The sequence below is a fragment of the Rhizobium sp. CF080 genome, assembly GCF_000282095.2.
Taxonomy (GTDB): Bacteria; Pseudomonadota; Alphaproteobacteria; order Rhizobiales; family Rhizobiaceae; genus Neorhizobium.
In genome coordinates, this window is sequence record NZ_AKKC02000004.1 from 380,138 (window position 1) to 398,405 (window position 18,268).

Genomic DNA, 18,268 nt, shown 5'->3' on the forward strand with positions numbered 1-18,268 from the left:
ACTATTCCGCCGCGACGCGCTTGAGGCCTGCAACCTGCGTGAGGTAGGCCCGCATGGCGGCCGGCTTCACCGGCTTGTGCTGCACGCCGATGTCGTGCCGCTCCGCTTCGGCGCGGACTTCCGGGGTGCGGTCGGCGGTAATGATCAGCGCCGGGATGTCCGCCTGGTATTTCTGGCGGAGCTTGAGAACGGCTTCGATGCCGTTGCCGTCGTCGAGATGATAGTCGGCAATGATGATTTCCGGCGGCGGTTCGCGGCGGTCGACGATCTCGTCGAGGGCTGCGAGCGAGTCCGCCTGGCCGACGGTGCAGCCCCAGCCGGTGATCAGCAGCGCCATGCCCTCGAGGATCCGCGGTTCGTTGTCGATGCAGAGAACCCTGAGCCCGTTCAGCGGCTGCGAGCGCTTGCGGCGCTCGACCTGGTCGGCTGCGCGGATCGTTTGCGATGCGGTCAGGTCCATGGGAACCTGCACCCGGAAGGTCGTGCCGCGGCCGGGTGTCGAGGCGAGCTGGACCGGGTGGTTGAGCACCCTTGAGATGCGGTCGACGATCGACAAGCCGAGCCCGAGGCCTGCCGCGGTCTTTGCGCCTTCGTCCAGACGGGCGAATTCCTTGAACACGGTGCGGAATTTCGAGGGCGGGATGCCGATGCCGGAATCGAGCACCTCGATGATCACCTGGTCGCCCCGCCGGCGCGCGCCGATCAGCACCTTGCCGTCGATCGTATATTTGATGGCGTTGGAGACGAGGTTCTGCACCAGCCGGCGAAGCAGGTTGGAATCCGAGCGGACCTTCAGCGATGTCGGCATGACCACGAATTGCAAGTCTTTTTCGCGCGCCATCGGGGCATAGTCGGTCTCGATGCGCTTCAAGAGGTCCTCAAGCGGCACCGTGGTGAAACGCGGCTTCATGGCCCCCGTATCGAGCCTTGATATGTCGAGCACGGCACCGAGGATCGCCTCAACGGATTCCAGTGCGGAGTCGATATTGCGCACCAGCGAGCCGTTATTGTCGGACGATCCGAGCCTTTCGACCAGCGCCGAGGAATAGAGCCTGGCGGCATTGAGCGGCTGCAGGATGTCGTGGCCGGCGGCCGCGAAGAACCGGGTCTTGCCGATATTGGCCTCGTCGGCGGATGCCTGCGCCTCGGCAAGCTCCTTGTTGACGCGCGTGAGCTCGGCGGTGCGTTCGCCGACCCGCTGTTCCAGCGTTTCGTTTGCCTGCTTCAGCGCCTGGTCGGCGGCGACGCGTTCGGAAATATCGGTAAAGGTCGCGACGATGCCCTTGTCCGGCATGGCGTTGGAGCGCACTTCGATGATCCGCTCGCCGCCGTTCAGCACCAGCGAGAAGGGCGCATCGAGCGTCTGGAACTGGCGGATCACTTCGGCCTGGTCCGACGCGGCGAGATCGCCTCGTTCCGAGAGGATGGCGACCATGTCGGCAAGCGGAAAACCGACCTGACCGACCTGTTCCGGCAGGTCGAGCAGATTGCGGAAACGCCGGTTCCAGATGGTCAGGCGCTCGGAACTGTCGAACACGGCGATGCCCTGGTCCATCTGGGACAGCGCCGTCTGCAGCATGTCCTGGTTATATTGCAGCGCCTCGCTTGCCTGGTCGAGCAGCCAAGCCGTGTCGGAATTGGTGTCCTCGGCCTTCTGCAGGATCAGCGACAGGACAAGCCGGGCGGAAGACGAGCCGATGGCGCTGCCGAGCAGCTGTTCGGAGAAATGGATCATTGCCATGTCGGCGGGTTGATCGTCGCTGAATGTGCGGCCGGCCGTCTTTTCGTAATTGGAGAAGGAGCGCCGCATGCGTTCCTCGCCGAGATAACGGGCGATCGCGGTCTTCAGGTCGCCGACGCCGACGCGGGTCTTCCAGCCGCGGGTGGCGAATTGCGAGCGCAGGTGCCTTTTGACGAAGATGCCAGCCTGGATGCGCTCGACCGGCCGCGGATTGCGCGACAGCGACCCCAGCACGAAGGCGAGCATGTTGAGCGTCAGGCTGAAGATCGTCGCGTTGACCAGCGGGTCCGTCTGCGGCCCGGAGAAGATGCCGGTGCCGGGGAAGAGGAAATTGAGGACAGCCGTCGCCACATGGGAATTGTCCGGTCCGCCGAGGCTCGGCACGAACAGCAGATAGGCCCAGGCGAGGAAGCCGAAGGACATGCCGAGGATCGCCCCGCGGGCATTGGCGCGGCGCCAGATAAGGCCGCCGAGGAGGGCAGGAGCCACCTGCGCAATCGCCGCAAACGCGAGCAGCCCGATCGAGGCGAGGCCGGACTGGCTGTCGGCCATGCGATAATAGGCATAGCCGAGCATGAGAACACCGAAGATCGCGACGCGGCGGATATTCAGAAGCGTGCGGGTAAAGTCCGTGCGTTGGCCGGAGCGCGCCGCCATCAGGCGTTGCCTGAGGAAGATCGGGATGATGATGTCGTTCGACACCATGATCGAGAGTGCGACGGATTCGACGATGACCATGGCGGTGGCAGCGGAAAAGCCGCCGATGAAGGCGATCAGCGAAACGACCTTCAGTTCGCCGGCGAGCGGCAGCGTCAGCACGTAGAGATCGGCGTCGCCGGTGCCGCCGAAGGTGATCAGGCCGGCCATGGCAACCGGCAAGACGAAAATATTGATGGCGATGAGGTAGAGCGGCAGCAGCGCGCTCGCCACCTTGCGCTCCTTTGTCGTGCGGTTCTCGACCACCGTCACATGGAACTGCCGCGGCAGCATGATGATTGCAAACGCCGACAGCGCGATCAGGACCAGCCAGCGGCTGATCGGCGTCTCGTAGGCGAGCGCCGAGCCGACGAGCATGTTTTCCGATGCCTTGGCGAGCAGGTCGGCCGGCCCGTCGAAGAGAATGAAGAAGACCGAAAAGCCGACCGTCGCAAAGGCGAGCAGCTTGACCACCGATTCCATCGCGACCGCCAGGATCAGCCCGTCCTGATGTTCCGTCGCATCCGTATGGCGGGTGCCGAAGATGACCGCGAAACAGGCCATCATCAGCGTGACGATCAGCGCCAGGTCGATGAAATAGAGATTGCCGCTGCCGATCCCGTAATCCGACGGATTGACCATGGCGGCGACCGAGCTCGACACCGCTTTCAGCTGCAGCGCGATGTAGGGAATGGCACCCACCAGCGCGATGATCGCGACGATCATCGCCACGGTGGAATTCTTGCCGTAGCGGGCGGCGATGAAATCGGCGACGGACGTCAGCTTCTCGGCCTTGGCGAGCTCGACGATACGCCGGATGATCGGCATGCCGAGCGAGAAGGCGAGGATCGGGCCGATATAGATGCCGGTGAATTCCAGGCCCTTCTGCGAGGCGAGCCCGACACCGCCGAAATAGGTCCAGGAGGTGCAGTAGATCGCAAGGCTCAGCGCATAAACGATCGGCCTTCCGTTCTTCGGCACGCCGAAGACACGGCTCCGCCGGTCGCCGTAACTCGCCACCGCAAACAGCAGCAGCACATAGGCGAAAGCCGAAACGAAAATGATCCAGCCCGGAAGCATTGCTCCTCCGCAAAAGGCTTTGAACCTCGAACATTAGGGGAAAAGCATGCGCTTGGGAATCAGGGAGGCTCTTGGCAAAAAGTCCAATAGACGATCGCATTTAAGCCTTTGGCGGATGGCATCTTTCCACGTCCGCAGAAAGCGCTATGTTGCGTTTTACTGAAACCTGAAAAGCCATGGGGGATATTGGCGATGTCAATGGTCAGCGAATTCCGTTCCTTTATTGCCAAGGGCAATGTCGTCGATCTTGCGGTCGGTATCATCATCGGCGCCGCTTTCACGGGCATCGTAAAATCGTTGGTCGATGACATCGTCATGCCGATCGTCGGGGCGATTACCGGAGGTGGCTTCGATTTCTCGAATTATTTCCTGCCGCTGTCGAGCGCGGTCACAGCGCCGTCGCTCGCCGCTGCCCGCGAACAGGGCGCGGTCTTTGCCTATGGCAATTTCATCACCGTTCTCATCAATTTCGTGATCCTGGCGTTCATCATCTTCCTGATGGTGAAGGCCGTGAACAAGATGCGCCTGGCTGATGAGAAGAAGTCGGCCGACGAGACGCCGGCTCCGCCACCGGCCGATATCCAGCTCCTGACCGAAATTCGCGACCTGCTGAAGGCAAAGTGATCTTTTGATCACGCCGCTTGGATTCATCATCAGAATCGATCCCCGCGTCACGGATTATCATGGGATTCCCCGGCTTTCCTGCGCTAAAGAAGTGGGAAACAAGCCAAGGGAATTCCATGTCGATCATCTCCAGTCTCAGCCCCCGCGCCGTCGCGGCGCCCGAAAGCGGCATTGTCGAGGTCCTCAATTACGCCCGCGGACGGGAGGGATTGATCCCGCTCTGGGCCGGTGAAGGCGATCTGCCGAGCCCGGATTTCATCAACCGCGCCGCGACCGAGGCCTTGCTCGGCGGCGAGACCTTCTACACCTGGCAGCGCGGCATTCCCGAACTGCGCCAGGCGCTGTCGGATTATTACACGCGGCATTTCTCCGTCTCGCTGCCGGTCGAGCATTTTTACGTCACCGGGTCCGGCATGCACGCGATCATGCTGGCGGTTCAGGCAGTGACCTCGCCGGGCGACGAGATGATTTACCTGTCGCCGACCTGGCCGAACATCATCTCGGCGATCGAGATCTCCGGCGCCCATTCCGTCGGCCTGCCGCTCGATTTCGTCGGCGGCCGCTGGGCGCTCGATCTGGCCAAGCTGGAGGCGAAGATCACCCCGAAGACCAAGGGCCTGTTCATCAACACGCCGGCCAACCCGACCGGTTGGACCGCGACGCTGGATGATCTGAAGAACATCCTGACGCTCGCCCGCAAGCACGGCATCTGGATCGTCGCCGACGAGATCTATGCCCGTTATTATTACGGTGGTGCTGCCCGCGCGCCGTCCTTCCTCGACATCATGGAGGAAGGCGACCGGATCATCTTCGCCAATTCCTTCTCCAAGAACTGGTCGATGACCGGCTGGCGGGTCGGCTGGATCGTCGCCCCGCCGGAAATGGGACAGGTGATCGAAAACCTGGTGCAGTATTCGAATTCCGGCGTGGCCCAGTTCCTGCAGCGCGGCGCCGTCGTGGCGCTCAACCAGGGCGATGATTTCGTCAATGCGAATATCGCGCGGGCGACCCAGGCGCGGGACATTCTCTGCGACGCGCTGATTGCCACCAACCGGGTCGAAACCCTGAAGCCCGACGGCGCGCTTTACGCCTTCGTCAAGGTGGACGGTATCACCGACAGCCGCAGCGCAGCGCTCGATATCGTCGACAAGATCGGCGTGGCGTTGGCTCCCGGTTCGGCTTTCGGCAAGGGCGGCGAACTTTTCCTGCGCGCCTGTTTCCTGCGCGATCCGAAGCAGATCGAAGAGGCCGCCGGCCGCCTTTCCGACTATATCAAGGGGCTTTGAGCCGTTTCGGCACGCAAACGATAAAATTTGAGCGATCTGCTCAAGAGCCCGTTTGCCCTGACCCGAGATAAACCCGGCGCAACCCGCGTCGGGTAAGCATTGTTGAAGACTGACCGTGTTTTTGTCCTGCCAACGATAAGAAAGCAGGGAAGTATAGACATGGCAGTTCTGGTGACAGGCGGCGCGGGTTACATCGGCAGCCACATGGCCTGGGCTTTGCTCGACGCGGGTGAGGAAGTTGTTGTTCTCGACCGGCTATCGACCGGTTTTCGCTGGGCCGTGCCGGCCGAGGCGCGCTTCTATCTCGGCGACGTCGGCGACCGTGCCGTTCTCGCGCAGATCTTTGCGGAAAACGATATCGACGCGATCCTGCATTTCGCGGGCTCGATCGTGGTGCCGCAGTCGGTCGCCAACCCGCTGGATTATTACGAGAACAACACCGGCAATACCCGACTGCTCGCCGCCGCTGCGGTCGAAGCGGGTATCCGTCATTTCGTCTTCTCGTCCACCGCCGCCGTCTATGGTGACCAGAAGGACGATACGCCCGTTCTCGAAAATGCCGACCTGCACCCGAAAAACCCCTATGGCCAGTCGAAGCTGATGTCGGAGATGATGCTGCGGGATGCCGCCGCGGCCTATGATTTCCGTTTCGTGGCGCTGCGCTATTTCAACGTTGCCGGCGCCGATCCGCTCGGCCGCACCGGCTTGTCGACCGAGGGTGCCACCCATCTCATCAAGATCGCCTGCGAGGCCGAGCTCGGCAAACGCCGTGGTGTCGATGTCTATGGAACCGATTATTCGACGCCCGATGGCACCGGCATCCGCGACTACATCCACGTCACCGACCTCGTGAATGCGCATCTGAAGGCGCTGAGCTACCTGCGCCGCGGCGGCGAACCTCTGATCGCCAATTGCGGTTATGGCCGCGGCTACTCGGTCCTGGAGGTCCTGGACGCCGTGATGCGCGTCGGCGGCCGCAAGTTCGAAATCCGCTACGGACCCCGCCGGCCGGGCGACGCAGCAAGCGTGGTTGCCAATTCGACGCTGGCCCGCCGGCTGCTCGACTGGAAACCCCGCCACGACGATCTCGATCTCATCGTCGAAACCGCAATTTCCTGGGAGAAAGGTCTCGCTTCCCGCAAGGCCGAAGATCTCAAGTCGCTGCAGACCAGACTGGCCTCGGCACGCTTCTGAGCTCCGGGTGAGAAGACAAAGGCCGGCACCGTCCGGCCTTTGTCTCTTCCCGTTTCGTTTCCGAGTGGCTATTCGGTCGCATGGCGATTTTAAGCATTTGGCGATAAAACAACGGACACCCTGTTATCGGTATCCCATGCGACGCTTTTTTCTTTCTGCTTTTCTTGTCCTCCTCCCGGTCGTGGCAACGGCTGAAAACATGCCGGCGCCTCAAACCCCTGCGGCCCAGAATGCCGTGCGCGCTCCCAAACTGGTCGAGCCGCATCTGCATGTCTCGCGTTCGGGCAATGTTGTTCGTCCGCGCGTGGCGCTGACCTTCGATGCCTGCATGGGGCAGGCCGACGAGCGAATCCTTTCGACGCTTGTCCGGGAGAGAATTCCCGCGACGATTTTCGTCACGGCCCGCTGGCTGAGAAAAAACCCGCAGTCGGTCGCGATCTTTCTGAACAACCTCGATCTGTTCGAATTGGAAAACCACGGCCAGAACCATGTGCCGGCGGTCGATGTACCGGTCGTGATCTACGGCATTGCCGCTGCTGGATCGCCGGAGGCCGTTCGCCAGGAAGTGTCGGGCGGCGCCGATGCCATGCGGGCGGCAGGCCTTGCCGCACCGCGCTGGTTCCGTGGCTCGACCGCGAAATACGATCCTTCCGCGATCCGCCAGATCCGAGAGATGGGATACCGGGTCGCCGGCTATTCTCTGAACGGCGACGGCGGCTCGTTGCTCGGTGCCGGTGTCACCGAACAACGCATCACCGCCGCCAAGGATGGCGACGTCGTCCTGGCACACATCAACCAGCCGACACATGCGGCCGGCGAGGGCGTTGCCCGCGCACTGCTTGCCCTGAAACGACGGGGCGTCGAATTCGTGCGCCTTTCGGATGTCGACGGCATGGGCGACGACGACACGACGCAGTGAGCGCGCGGTGTTCAGCCTTTGAACGCAGATCGGGGAGAGACGGAATTCCGTCTCTCCCCGATCTTGTTTCGGCAAGGGGTCGTATTTAGCGGACGACCTGGACGACCGTGCGGGTCTGCGGGTCGACGATGACGCGCTGTTCGTTGACCACTGCATAGGCATATTTCGGGCTGTCCGGAACCGGGGTGAGCACGACGGTCTCCGGAACGGGCTTGCCGACGACGATCTTCTCCTTGACGACGACGGGCGATGCCGGGGCCGGGGCCTGTTCGACATAGGTGACGACACGCTGCGGCGGCGGATCGATGGCGGTGCCGGCAATCGCGCCGGCGACGCCTCCGACGGCTGCACCGACCGGGCCGCCGATGATCGCACCGGTGACCGCACCGCCTGCCGCACCATTGACGGTGCCCTGCTGGGCGGAAGCAGCCGGGGCGAGAATGCCGAGGACTGCGGCGGAAAGAACGATGATCTTGGTTTTCATGATAGTTCTCCTTAGTTGTTGCGGGACGGGCGGATGGGTTCGGGCCGCGTCCCATCGAATGCGGTCGAGGCCGGCTATTTGGTGACCGGCGCAGGCGCCTCGACCCTCGGCAGGGTTACGTCGATATCGACGTTGCGGTTGCCGAGGTAGCCGCCTCCGAAGAGGAAGAGCCCGCCTGCGATGACGACGACCAGAAGGATGACGGCGACGGCCCAACCGCCGCTGCCTCCGCCCGTATGGATCACTGTCGGTTCTCGGTCACTCATGGTTGCCTCCTGTGGTCAGGGGTCATCCGACCAGGATGTAGACGATCTTGTGGCTTGACGGCTCGACGATAATGATCCGTCCGTCCGCGAGGACGAAGTATTCGTAGCCGCGATAGGCGGGCACGATTTCGACGATGCGCGGCGGCAACGGATGCAGTCTCACGGTCGTCGGAATGGCGACGCCGACATTGACCTCGACATTGACATTGACCGGTTCGACCTTGTTCTGGACGAGGATCTTGCGCACTTCCGTCCTCTGTTCGGTCGAGATGTTGATGCTGCCGGTGACCTCGTTGGAAGGCTTGTCGGTCGCGGCCTGGTTCGAGCCAGGCTGCTGCGCGCCGTTGTTCTGGCGGGCAGTGTCGTCGGTTGCCGGCTTGCGGGCATCCGTTCCCGAACCCGAGCCGGAATTGGCGGTCGTTGCGCCGTCCTTCTGGCCGGCAGGTTTCTGCTGCGCCCTCGTGTCCTTGGTGCCCGTCTGGGCATCGCTGGCCTGCGCCTTCTTCGGATCGGCCGGTTTTTCCTGAGACGCGGTGTCGCCCTTCTTCAGGGGCTGCTGATCACCGCCCTGGGTCTGGGCGCTCGTCGAGCCGCCGGCTGTACCCTTCGGCTGTTGCGTCGTGGCACCCATGTCCTGCTGCGGCTGGGCCTGCTTGGCGCCATCCGAGCCCGGGGGGAGCTTGCGTGGCAAGACCGGAGCTGCCCCGCCATCCTGACCAGTTGCGGGAGCCTGAGCCTGAGCGATTGCCGGCACTACCGAAAGCGTCGATCCGGCAAGAAGCGCAATCGCGAGCGTCTGTTTCATAAAGGGTTTCATGATGTTTCCTCTATTTTCTGTTTCGCCTGCGAGCCTCTGCATGAGCCTGCAATGCGCCCTTCAAACTCTGGCTGCCCCGGCCCGTTCCAGGTTTTGGGCTTCAGTCGGGCAGGGTGGGGACTTCAGGCCAAACATCTTCTGGGCCTTTGGTCTGATGGGGCCGGGCAAAGGTCCAAGGGGGGCTGAAATCCAGGAACCGGCCTGTTAAAGTGCCGTTGATCCTGAAGGTTTTCAGGAGGTTCCATCATGGACAACAGCGTTTTCCAGGCCAGGTGGCTATTGATCCCCGTCGCGGGGCTTTTCGTCTTCATCGCCACTTTGGGAGCGCTCGCTGTCTGATGGATTTCAGATCCGGTTCCTGCGCGATGATCGGTCCTTTTCAGCGCAGAACCTGCCCGTCGGCTGCCATGCTGCAGTCGGCGGGCACTTTGATCGGCAAGTCTGGCGACGGAACCATAAGGGCGGAAGCCCGGTTTAAACGTCGCTGCCGTGCGTGAAAACGGTTCAAATGCCCACTCAGGAGATGACCACGCCAGGGGAGCGAAAGATGCCAACGCGTAGAATGCTTGTCTGGAGTGGAGTGCTCACCGCAGTCATTGCAGCCATGCTGCCCTTGAAGGTTGTCGCCGGCGCGGACGGCCGGCTGGACGTTGCTCTGTCGACGGTCGCCGCTCAGGAAGGCAATGGCAATGCTGGGGGCAATGGCGGCGGGAACGGAAACGACGGCTCCGGCGGGAACGGCAGCGACAATGCCGGCGGCGGCAATTCCGGCAATAACGGGAATGGTTCCGGCAGCGACAATAGCGGTGGCAACGGAAATGGTAACGGCGGAACTGGTACCGGGGCCGAATCGGCACCGGCAGGTGGAGCTGCAAATCCCGGCAGCGCCCCGGCGACCCCCGCTACTCCCGCGCAGCCTGCAACTCCCGCAACCCCGGCCGCTCCCTCAAAAGCCGGCGTCGAGGTCGATATGCGCGGGTCATCGATAACCGTCCGTCACCAGAATGGCACGACGGAGCGAATTTCCCAGGGGCGGTACGAGATGCGGGATTCGCGCGCCCGCACGATCGTCAATCGGACCGCAACCCCCTCGGATGCCTCAAGACTGCGGTCGTTCGGCCGCTGATCGTTGATCCGTCGCATCGCGAAGCGCGAGTGCCGCCTCCGTCCGGTTGGTCACCTTCAGCTTCGAGAGGATGCGGGTCATGTGATGCTTGACGGTCTTCTCGTGAAGATCGAGCTCCCGCGCCACCCGCTTGTTGCTGAGCCCGGATGCGACGAGCCTCAGGACCTCCTGTTCGCGGCCGGTCAGTTCCGACATGGGGTCGGGCCTTGCCGAGGCGTCGGGGGCGGATAGACCGGCAATCATTCGCGCAGAGAGGGCCGGCGAAACGTAGCTCTCGCCGGATGCCACGGTCCTGACCACGTCTGCCAGCCCCCTGGAGCCGACACCCTTGAGAACATAACCTTTCGCGCCGAGCTTGAGTGCCGTGGCGATGTCTTCGCTCGTCTCCGAAACGGTGAGCATGACGATCTTGAGATCCGGACAATGGTCGAGCGCTTCCGCGATCGCTTCGAGACCGTTGCCGGGCATGGAAATGTCCATCAGCATCACGTCCGGGCACAGTTCCCGCACGATGCGCAGCGCATCCTCCCGGGAGCCGCCTTCCGCGACCATCTCGAAATCCTCGATCTCGCCGAAGCTGCGCGTCACTCCCTCCCGGAACAACGGATGATCGTCGACGACCGCTATCTTTATTCCTGGCATCAGGCCTGCTCCATTTCATGCACGTTCAGGGACATCCGAACCGTGGTGCCGTCTTTCGATGTGGTGATTGCGAATGTGCCGCCGAGGCTTTCGATCCGCTCTCTCATGCCCGCCAGCCCGAGACCTTCCGGGCGAATGCTCTGCGGGTCGAAGCCCGGCCCCCGGTCGGCGACTTCTATGACGACATTGCCGTTGTCAAAACTCTGGCGAACGCTCTGCTCCTTGCCGCCGCCATGCCGGAAACCGTTGTTAAGCGCTTCCTGCACGAACCGGTAGATACAGATTTTCGCCGAAGGCGAAAGCGCCCGCGACCCGCTCGACATGGACAGCGCGACATCGAGCCCGGTTCGTTGCCGGTGCGCATTGACGGCGCGGCGCAGCACGTCCGGCAGTTCCGCGGTCTCGATCTGCGGCAGCACGAGGCCGCTGCAGATGCTGCGGATCTCGTCCATCGCCTCGTCCAGCCGGGCCTTGATCGTGGTGACCTCTTCCTCGCGTGCTTCTGGCGGCGTAGCGGGATCGGTCAGCAGCCGGCTGTCCACCCGGAGTGCCGCATAGGCGACCAGCTGTGCCGGTCCGTCATGCAGATCGGCTCCGAGCCGGCGCAGATAACTCTCGTTGAGCGCGGTCGCGCGCCGCGAGGCGCGCTGGGCCCGCGCGTGCAGAGCCTTGTTTTGCGAAAGCAGGTCGGACAGTTCCGCGACCCGCTGCGTCAGCGCCTGCCGCTGGTTGTCGATCGTGCGGCTGCCGCGGAAAACGATCGCTGAGAGGATCAGGAAGAAGAAGAACGTGACGCCGGCGACGGCCGCCCAGCTTCGAAGCTGCGCCTGATGGAGGCTGCGCTCGAAATCGTCCGCGACCTCGTAGAATTCCGCGATCGCCACCACTTCACCCGACCAGGGCTGCAGGATCGGATTGTAGATTTCGAGAAGCGGGATGCCTGTCGAGCGCTCGAGCTTGCTTTCAGGATCTTCGGCAAGCCCGAACCGCGCCACCATCTGCCCGGAAAAGGCGGTCCGCAGGCCCTCGCTCGGCTCGTATTTCTGCCCCACCATGCTCTTGTCGGTCGCATAGAGGACCGTGCCGTCCTTGCGCCAGAGCTTGAAGGATATGACCTGCCCGCCGAGCGCGCCCTGGCCGAAGGTCTCGTCGAGCGCACGGGTGGTGACGTCGTCGAGCGTCTGGTTGGTCTTCATGTCCGGAAGCAGCGGGGCGATGATGCTGTCGACGTAAAGCGCGGTGGAAGCCGCGGAGTTGCGGGTGACCGTCGCTTCGATGAGGCTCGTCACATAGGCGCCGACCAGAAGCATCGCCGCAAACGCCACCAGCCCGCCCGCCAGCAGAAACTGCCTGGCGAGAGATTGGTCGTTCCAGCGATCAAGAATTACCCCGAGCCGCATCCGCATGCCGTTCCATGACCCGCACCATGCGAGCCGATGGCGCGCAACGCACAAGGGGGCTGATGCGTTGCATTCGGAGCGGATTTTTGGGAAGAGCGGCATCACTCCTGACATTCATTTCTTCGAGGTCATAGGCTGAGAAGTGCCATCGCAGCAACTTGCCGAACTTCAAGTTCGCAATAAGGCTGTTGCCTGCTGCTTTCTCACTTCACATCGGATACCGGATATGGTTCCAATCCGCCGGTATAAGCCTGATGAGGAATGTCGCAGATATGGGACTCGTAAAGAAAATCGCAAGAAAGCTAGGCTTTGATCCTGGAGTTTTGCGGAGTTATCGTCATCTGCCGCTTTACTGGAAACAGCGTAAGGAATGGCTGCGGCAAGGTGGAGTCATCACCCGCAAATTCACGATTTTGCATGACTATGACGACAGCGCCGGCACAGCGAAGGGGCATTATTTCCACCAGGATCTGCTGGTTGCGAGTTATATTAATGCGATTCAGCCGAAGCGACATGTGGATGTCGGATCACGCATCGATGGCTTCGTTGCCCATGTGGCCTCCTTTCGAGAGATCGAGGTGTTCGATGTGCGTCCATTGCCGCCAACTGCCCACAAGAACATCGTCTTCAAGAAAGCCGACCTCATGGACGAAACTGGATTTGAGATCACAGATTCGCTCTCATGCCTACATACTATCGAGCATTTCGGGCTCGGCCGATATCGAGACCCGATTGATGTGAACGGGCACCTCAAGGGCATTGCCAATCTGGTCAATATGCTGACGAAAGGCGGAAGGCTCTACATAAGCTTCCCGATCGGCCGAGGCGATGAGGTTCACTTCAATGCTCATCGCGTGTTCCATCCGACAAGCATACTGAACTATGATGCGATCAAAAGCAGCATGGTTCTGGAGAAGTTTGATTTTGTCGATGATGCGGGCGACCTTCATATTGGCGCGGACGTGGCTTCCGCCGCTGCAAACGTTAGGTATGGCTGTGGCATTTATACCTTCAGGAAGCTTTTGTCGTGAAATTGCCGTTAATGACCACGGGATCTTGATTTGATAAGCGCGGCCTTCATATCGTCATCGCCCAACTGGGATTGGCCACGTCAGTTTCCGAAGTCCGTGACAGAATGGGACGGTGTTCGGTTCTCTTTCACGAGGGACGGGGGACCGTGCGACGTCCTGTTTGTCTATGATGGCCTTCCCGAATCGTGGCGTCCGGTCGAAGCTATGTATCGCGTGTTCATAGCCTCCGAACCCAGCACGGTGAAAACGTACCTTCCGCGATTTCTATCGCAATTTGATCTTGTGCTGACCACGGACACAACTACACCTCACTCCAACGTTAGGTTCGCACAACTGGGGCTGCCCTGGCATGTGGGCGTTTGGGACAAATCGGGGCAACTCAGACCAAAGGGCATCGGCTGGCCCGAGTTCCAAACCTTTCGCCCGGCCAAGACGAAACAGGTTTCCATCGTTTCGTCCAACAAAGCCTATACCCAAGGGCATCGCGAGCGACTTGCATTCGTCGAGCGCATAAAGGCCCATTTCGGTGATGAGGTCGATGTCTTCGGGCGGGGGATTAACGACTTTACCGACAAGATGGATGTGCTTTCGGATTATCGCTATCACATCGCGATCGAGAACTCGACATTCGACCACTACTGGACGGAGAAGCTCGCCGATCCTTTCCTGACGCTTACCTACCCGATCTATCATGGCAGCAGGAACATCCTGGAATATTTCCCCGAGGAGGCCCTGACGAGGATCGACATCCGCGATCATGAGAATGCTATTCGGGCGATCAAGCATGTGATCGAATCCGACACGGCAGAACGCGCCTTGCCCTATCTGGAGGAAGCACGTCGCCGGGTTCTCAACGAGCACAATCTGTTTGCGATCCTGTCGGGGATAGCCAAGGAAGTCGCCGGGCAACGTGATGGAGCTGCGCCCGCCCGGATATCGTCGTTGAAGCCGGAGAAATCGTTTCGGCCGAAGGGCCTGAAGCTCCGGAACTCGATCCGGAAACGGGTTCAGCAGCTCGCCAGCCTGTTCAGGTAACTGCATGGTGCCTGCCGACCGACCGCGAGCCGTTGCAATGGGCCACAGCATTATCATGCATTGACAACGATATGCGCCGAAAGCAGAAAGCTAACCTGAAATCGCAACCGGGCGGCTGGTACATGGCAGAAGACAATGCGCTTGAAATCGTCGTCGTCAACCTTGAGCGCTCCGCTGACCGTCGCGCCAAGATGATCGAGACGCTTGCGCCATTCGGCCTGCCCTACAGCTTTTTCAATGCCGTCGAGGGTCGCAACGGGCATCCGCTTTTCGAAAAATTCGATCCGCGGCTCGCGGAGATCAGGCGTGGCTTCATCCTGAACGCCGGCGAACTCGGTTGCTATGCCAGCCACTACCTGCTCTGGGAACGGAGCGTCAGGGACAACAAGGCCCTGCTGATCTTCGAGGACGACGTCTCCATCAACGGAAATTTCCTCGAGGCATACCGATATGCTGCGGACAAAATCGGGACGTACGGGCTCATACGGTTTTCCGGGCACAAGCAGCGCAGTTTCCGTGTCTGTGAAACATCCGGGTCCGGCACGGAGATTATCCGGTTCAAGATCGGGCCGCATGGCACCTCCTGTTACGCGGTCTCCCCGAAGGCGGCCGCCAAGCTTCTGGCAAAGGCCGACGTGTGGTTCGAGCCGGTGGATTGCCATCTGGACCGCTTCTGGACGCATGGTGTCGGCAGTTACGGCCTTTCGCCCTTGCCGGTGACCCACACGGCAGAAACAGCCGAGCAATCCGAAATCTGGCAGGGCGCCAAACGCGAGCGCAAGTCGCGACGCTTCCGCAAGCTGAGGGCCATCTACCGCGCCGGCGACGATATCGGCCGCTTTGTCTGGAATTTACCCAATATCGGGCGGTGGCAGAAACGGGCTTGAACCAAATTCCAGTTTCCTTGTGGTACGGAGTGCCGAGATGCGAAAGAGCAGCCTGTGATCATCACGCGTATTCTTGGCGGCCTGGGCAACCAGATGTTTCAGTATGCGGCCGGCCGTGCCCTGGCGATTGCCAATGAAGCGGAGCTGAAGCTGGATCTGATCGAGATGGGCGCCTACAAGCTGCGGCCCTTCGCCCTGGATCAGTTCAACATAAAGGCAGCGATCGCGCAGCCCGACGAGGTCCCTGCCAAACCCAAAAGGGGACTCCTGCGCAAGTTCACGTCGGCCTTCAAGCCCGACCGCTCAAGCTGCGAGCGGATCGTCGAGAACGGTCTCACATTCGATAGCAGGGTACCTGCCTTACGCGGATCGCTGCATCTTTCCGGCTATTGGCAGAGCGAGCAATATTTCGCATCATCGGCTGACGCCATACGCAGCGACTTCAGCCTGAAGTCTCCATTGGGCCCGGCGCGGCAGGATGTCCTCGCCCGGATCGGCGCCGCCACCACGCCGGTTTCCATTCATGTCCGTCGAGGCGATTACGTCACCAACCCTTCGGCAAATGCAGTCCACGGCACATGCGAGCCGCCCTGGTACCACGAGGCGATGCGCCGCATGCTTGATCGTGCCGGCGATGCCTCATTCTTCGTCTTTTCGGACGAGCCGCAATGGGCAAGGGACAACCTGCAATCATCGCGCCCGATGGTTTTTATCGAACCTCAAAACAACGGCCGGGATGGCGAAGACATGCACCTGATGGCTGCGTGCCACGCGCATATCATCGCCAATAGCTCGTTCAGCTGGTGGGGCGCATGGCTCAACCCGCGCCCGAACAAACACGTGATTGCGCCGAGGCAATGGTTCAGGGCGCCGGACAAGGATGATAGGGACATCGTCCCGGCAACCTGGGAACGCTTGTGATACGGACATGAGAAAGGCGCTGATCAGGGGGCCACGCGCTATAACCGGTTTCTCGTGGAGGCATTGCGTGGGACGCTTGACTTCAGCCCGTTACCTAAGCAGTACAGGCGGAGGCCGAAATCTATCCGCTTCAAATTCCATTTGAACCGAAGCCAGGGCGAAGAGGTTTTCAGCGTGCGTTATAGAGCGGAGATCGATGGCCTCAGAGCGATCGCCGTCTTGCCGGTTGTCTTGTTCCATGCCGGCATTGCTTTCGCAGCTGGCGGCTTTATCGGCGTCGATGTGTTCTTTGTCATCAGCGGATACCTCATAACGACAAAAATCGCCGAGGATGTTGCCAGGGGCAACTTCAACCTACTGCAATTTTATGAACGGCGCGCGCGTCGAATTCTTCCGCTGCTGCTGCTGATCCTCGCCTTTGCGATTCCTGTCTTTTTCATAATCTTGATGCCGAGCGACTATACGCGTTTCATCCGCAGCGTATTCGCTTCCCTTAAGTTGACGTCCGATATTTTTTTCGCAAGATCCGGGGGGTATTTCGAGGATACCGGTTCGGTCCGGCCATTGCTCCACACATGGAGCCTTTCCATTGAGGAAAAATACTATCTGATTTTTCCCGTTTCATTCTATGTGGCCTACCGAATAAAACCGAAGAAAATCATAACAATAACGATTGTTTCGGTCGCGCTGTTATTCCTGTATTCCATCTATGCTACCTATCGGAGTGCCGATACTGCATATTTTATGTTTACGGCGCGGGCTTGGGAGATTCTTTCAGGGGCGTTTATCGCAGTGTTGTTGGGTAAGCACGGGCAACCAGCTCTGAGCGCCAAAACGAAAGACATGATCTCCGCCGTGGCGCTGGCAAGCTTGGCATTCTGTCTGTACCACTTTGATGAGCATATTTCCTACCCAGGATTGTATGCCACTGTCCCGGTTGCCAGTACCGTTGCTCTGATAGTCGCAGCCGGCGATGATACGATCATCGGACGCGCCCTGGCGTCCCGCCTCTTGGTGTGGGTGGGTTTGCTCAGCTATAGCATCTATATGTGGCATCAGCCCGTGATTGTGGCGGCTGAGGTGCTTGGTTATTTCTCCAATGCGTCTCAAAAGGTGCTCGTCATTGGGCTGATAGTTTTCATATCCTATCTGTCGTGGCGATTTGTGGAGCAACCGTTCAGACGAACTTCCGTCATCGGGCGCAAGATGTTCCTGAGCGTAAGCGTCGCATCGATCGGGCTCGTGATCCTTTCCTCCTATCTCATGCGTGATTTGGATCAGAGCCGGCTTGCCAAGGTCACACCTGCCAATGGCGTATCGATGCAGTTGGTGGATAAGTGTTTTCTCTTGGATACAGCGGTGTCGGAATTTGCCGCTTCCGAGTGTGTATTCACGCCCGGTCCGGGGCGAAAGGTGCTGCTGATCGGCGATTCCCATTCGGCGAGCTTGTATCCCGGCCTGAAGCAATACGGGGCTGAAAACGGTTTCGAAGTCGCACTGGCTTCTGCCGCCTATTGCTTACCCGTGGTCGAGAGCTTTCCACCCAACACTTCGCAGACAGCCACCAGCCGATGCCAAAAGATCAACAAACAGATCAGTGCAATGATCCAGGCTATGCATCCCGATCTGGTTGTGATCTCAGGCTATATGTTCCTCTGGTCATCTGCCACAGATGCCAAGTGGACATATCCAGGATATTATCAACAGTTCCTTGAACAATTGAAGGCATTGGCCCAGATAACCCCGACTATGGTCGTGGGGCAATTTCCCATCTGGAACGGCCCATTGCCGGATATCGTCGCCGTCGAGATTGGCATCGGCAAGAAAACACTGTCGGACATCGACAGGTTCGACGGCAAGTCGCTTCGACAGGGCCTTTTCGAGTTTGACCGTAAATACAAAGCCGATGTCGGCGCGTCCGGGGCTCGCTACGTATCGATTCTCGACAAAGTCTGCCGTCAAGGAGAATGCCCCCGGTACGAGAGCGAGAATGGAGGGTCGCCAGAATTGATGACGCAGGACTACGGTCACCTGTCTTTGCTCGGTTCCCGCTTTGTTGCAAACACCGTCGTTGGGCCGGCATTGCGAGAAGCCTTGGCAATGCCGAAGGCGTTTTAAC

At 60.4% G+C, this 18,268-nt stretch carries 16 protein-coding genes; 10 read left to right on the forward strand and 6 right to left on the reverse strand.

What is annotated here, in order from left to right; translation table 11 throughout:
• Position 1: 1 nt before the first annotated feature.
• Positions 2–3,517 (reverse strand): PAS domain-containing hybrid sensor histidine kinase/response regulator, encoded by a 3,516-nt coding sequence (locus tag PMI07_RS08815; RefSeq protein WP_024163683.1) that lies wholly within the window; start codon positions 3,515–3,517, stop codon positions 2–4.
• Between the two features lie 198 nt (positions 3,518–3,715).
• On the opposite strand from PMI07_RS08815, the gene mscL reads away from it, so the two are divergent.
• The 4 genes from mscL to PMI07_RS08835 all read left to right on the forward strand — a co-directional run bounded on the left by mscL (position 3,716) and on the right by PMI07_RS08835 (position 7,540).
• Positions 3,716–4,141 (forward strand): large conductance mechanosensitive channel protein MscL, encoded by a 426-nt coding sequence (gene mscL, locus PMI07_RS08820; protein ID WP_037086042.1) that lies wholly within the window; start codon positions 3,716–3,718, stop codon positions 4,139–4,141.
• A 116-nt stretch (positions 4,142–4,257) separates the two neighbouring features.
• On the forward strand, positions 4,258–5,427 hold the full coding sequence (locus PMI07_RS08825; RefSeq protein WP_007759683.1) for a pyridoxal phosphate-dependent aminotransferase: 1,170 nt from the start codon (positions 4,258–4,260) through the stop codon (positions 5,425–5,427).
• Positions 5,428–5,586: 159 nt separating this feature from the next.
• Positions 5,587–6,621: a UDP-glucose 4-epimerase GalE gene (galE, locus tag PMI07_RS08830; protein WP_007759680.1), complete on the forward strand. Its 1,035-nt coding sequence runs from the start codon at positions 5,587–5,589 to the stop codon at positions 6,619–6,621.
• Positions 6,622–6,757: 136 nt separating this feature from the next.
• Complete coding sequence (locus PMI07_RS08835; RefSeq protein WP_007759678.1) at positions 6,758–7,540, forward strand: polysaccharide deacetylase family protein; 783 nt, start codon at positions 6,758–6,760, stop codon at positions 7,538–7,540.
• An 85-nt stretch (positions 7,541–7,625) separates the two neighbouring features.
• Here the strand turns inward: PMI07_RS08835 and PMI07_RS08840 are convergent, their stop codons facing one another.
• The 3 genes from PMI07_RS08840 to PMI07_RS33500 form a co-directional block, all read right to left on the reverse strand.
• The gene (locus PMI07_RS08840) at positions 7,626–8,024 is read right to left on the reverse strand and encodes a DUF1236 domain-containing protein (protein WP_007759676.1); all 399 of its coding nucleotides are present in this window, start codon (positions 8,022–8,024) and stop codon (positions 7,626–7,628) included.
• Between the two features lie 74 nt (positions 8,025–8,098).
• Entirely contained in the window at positions 8,099–8,290 is a 192-nt protein-coding gene (locus PMI07_RS08845) for a hypothetical protein (RefSeq protein WP_007759674.1), read from the reverse strand.
• 22 nt (positions 8,291–8,312) lie between these two features.
• A complete protein-coding gene (locus tag PMI07_RS33500; protein WP_007759672.1) occupies positions 8,313–9,107 on the reverse strand; it encodes a DUF1236 domain-containing protein in 795 nt (264 codons plus the stop codon).
• Positions 9,108–9,654: 547 nt separating this feature from the next.
• Here PMI07_RS33500 and PMI07_RS08855 point away from each other — a divergent pair.
• Positions 9,655–10,233: a hypothetical protein gene (locus tag PMI07_RS08855; protein WP_007759668.1), complete on the forward strand. Its 579-nt coding sequence runs from the start codon at positions 9,655–9,657 to the stop codon at positions 10,231–10,233.
• On the opposite strand, the gene PMI07_RS08860 is transcribed toward PMI07_RS08855, so the two are convergent.
• The gene (locus PMI07_RS08860; RefSeq protein ID WP_155956423.1) at positions 10,207–10,878 is read right to left on the reverse strand and encodes a response regulator transcription factor; all 672 of its coding nucleotides are present in this window, start codon (positions 10,876–10,878) and stop codon (positions 10,207–10,209) included. The genes PMI07_RS08855 and PMI07_RS08860 overlap by 27 nt on opposite strands.
• A complete protein-coding gene (locus PMI07_RS08865) occupies positions 10,875–12,281 on the reverse strand; it encodes a sensor histidine kinase (RefSeq protein WP_007759665.1) in 1,407 nt (468 codons plus the stop codon). Before PMI07_RS08865 ends, PMI07_RS08860 begins: the two co-directional genes overlap by 4 nt.
• A 266-nt stretch (positions 12,282–12,547) precedes the next feature.
• On the opposite strand from PMI07_RS08865, the gene PMI07_RS08870 reads away from it, so the two are divergent.
• From PMI07_RS08870 to PMI07_RS33505, 5 genes are all read left to right on the forward strand, one after another.
• A complete protein-coding gene (locus PMI07_RS08870; protein ID WP_007759664.1) occupies positions 12,548–13,306 on the forward strand; it encodes a DUF268 domain-containing protein in 759 nt (252 codons plus the stop codon).
• A 204-nt stretch (positions 13,307–13,510) separates the two neighbouring features.
• Entirely contained in the window at positions 13,511–14,341 is an 831-nt protein-coding gene (locus PMI07_RS08875) for a glycosyltransferase family 10 (protein WP_081760669.1), read from the forward strand.
• Between the two features lie 122 nt (positions 14,342–14,463).
• The gene (locus PMI07_RS08880) at positions 14,464–15,228 is read left to right on the forward strand and encodes a glycosyltransferase family 25 protein (protein WP_007759662.1); all 765 of its coding nucleotides are present in this window, start codon (positions 14,464–14,466) and stop codon (positions 15,226–15,228) included.
• Between the two features lie 54 nt (positions 15,229–15,282).
• Entirely contained in the window at positions 15,283–16,149 is an 867-nt protein-coding gene (locus PMI07_RS08885) for an alpha-1,2-fucosyltransferase (protein ID WP_007759661.1), read from the forward strand.
• Between the two features lie 174 nt (positions 16,150–16,323).
• A complete protein-coding gene (locus PMI07_RS33505; protein WP_007759660.1) occupies positions 16,324–18,267 on the forward strand; it encodes an acyltransferase family protein in 1,944 nt (647 codons plus the stop codon).
• Position 18,268: the final 1 nt, after the last annotated feature.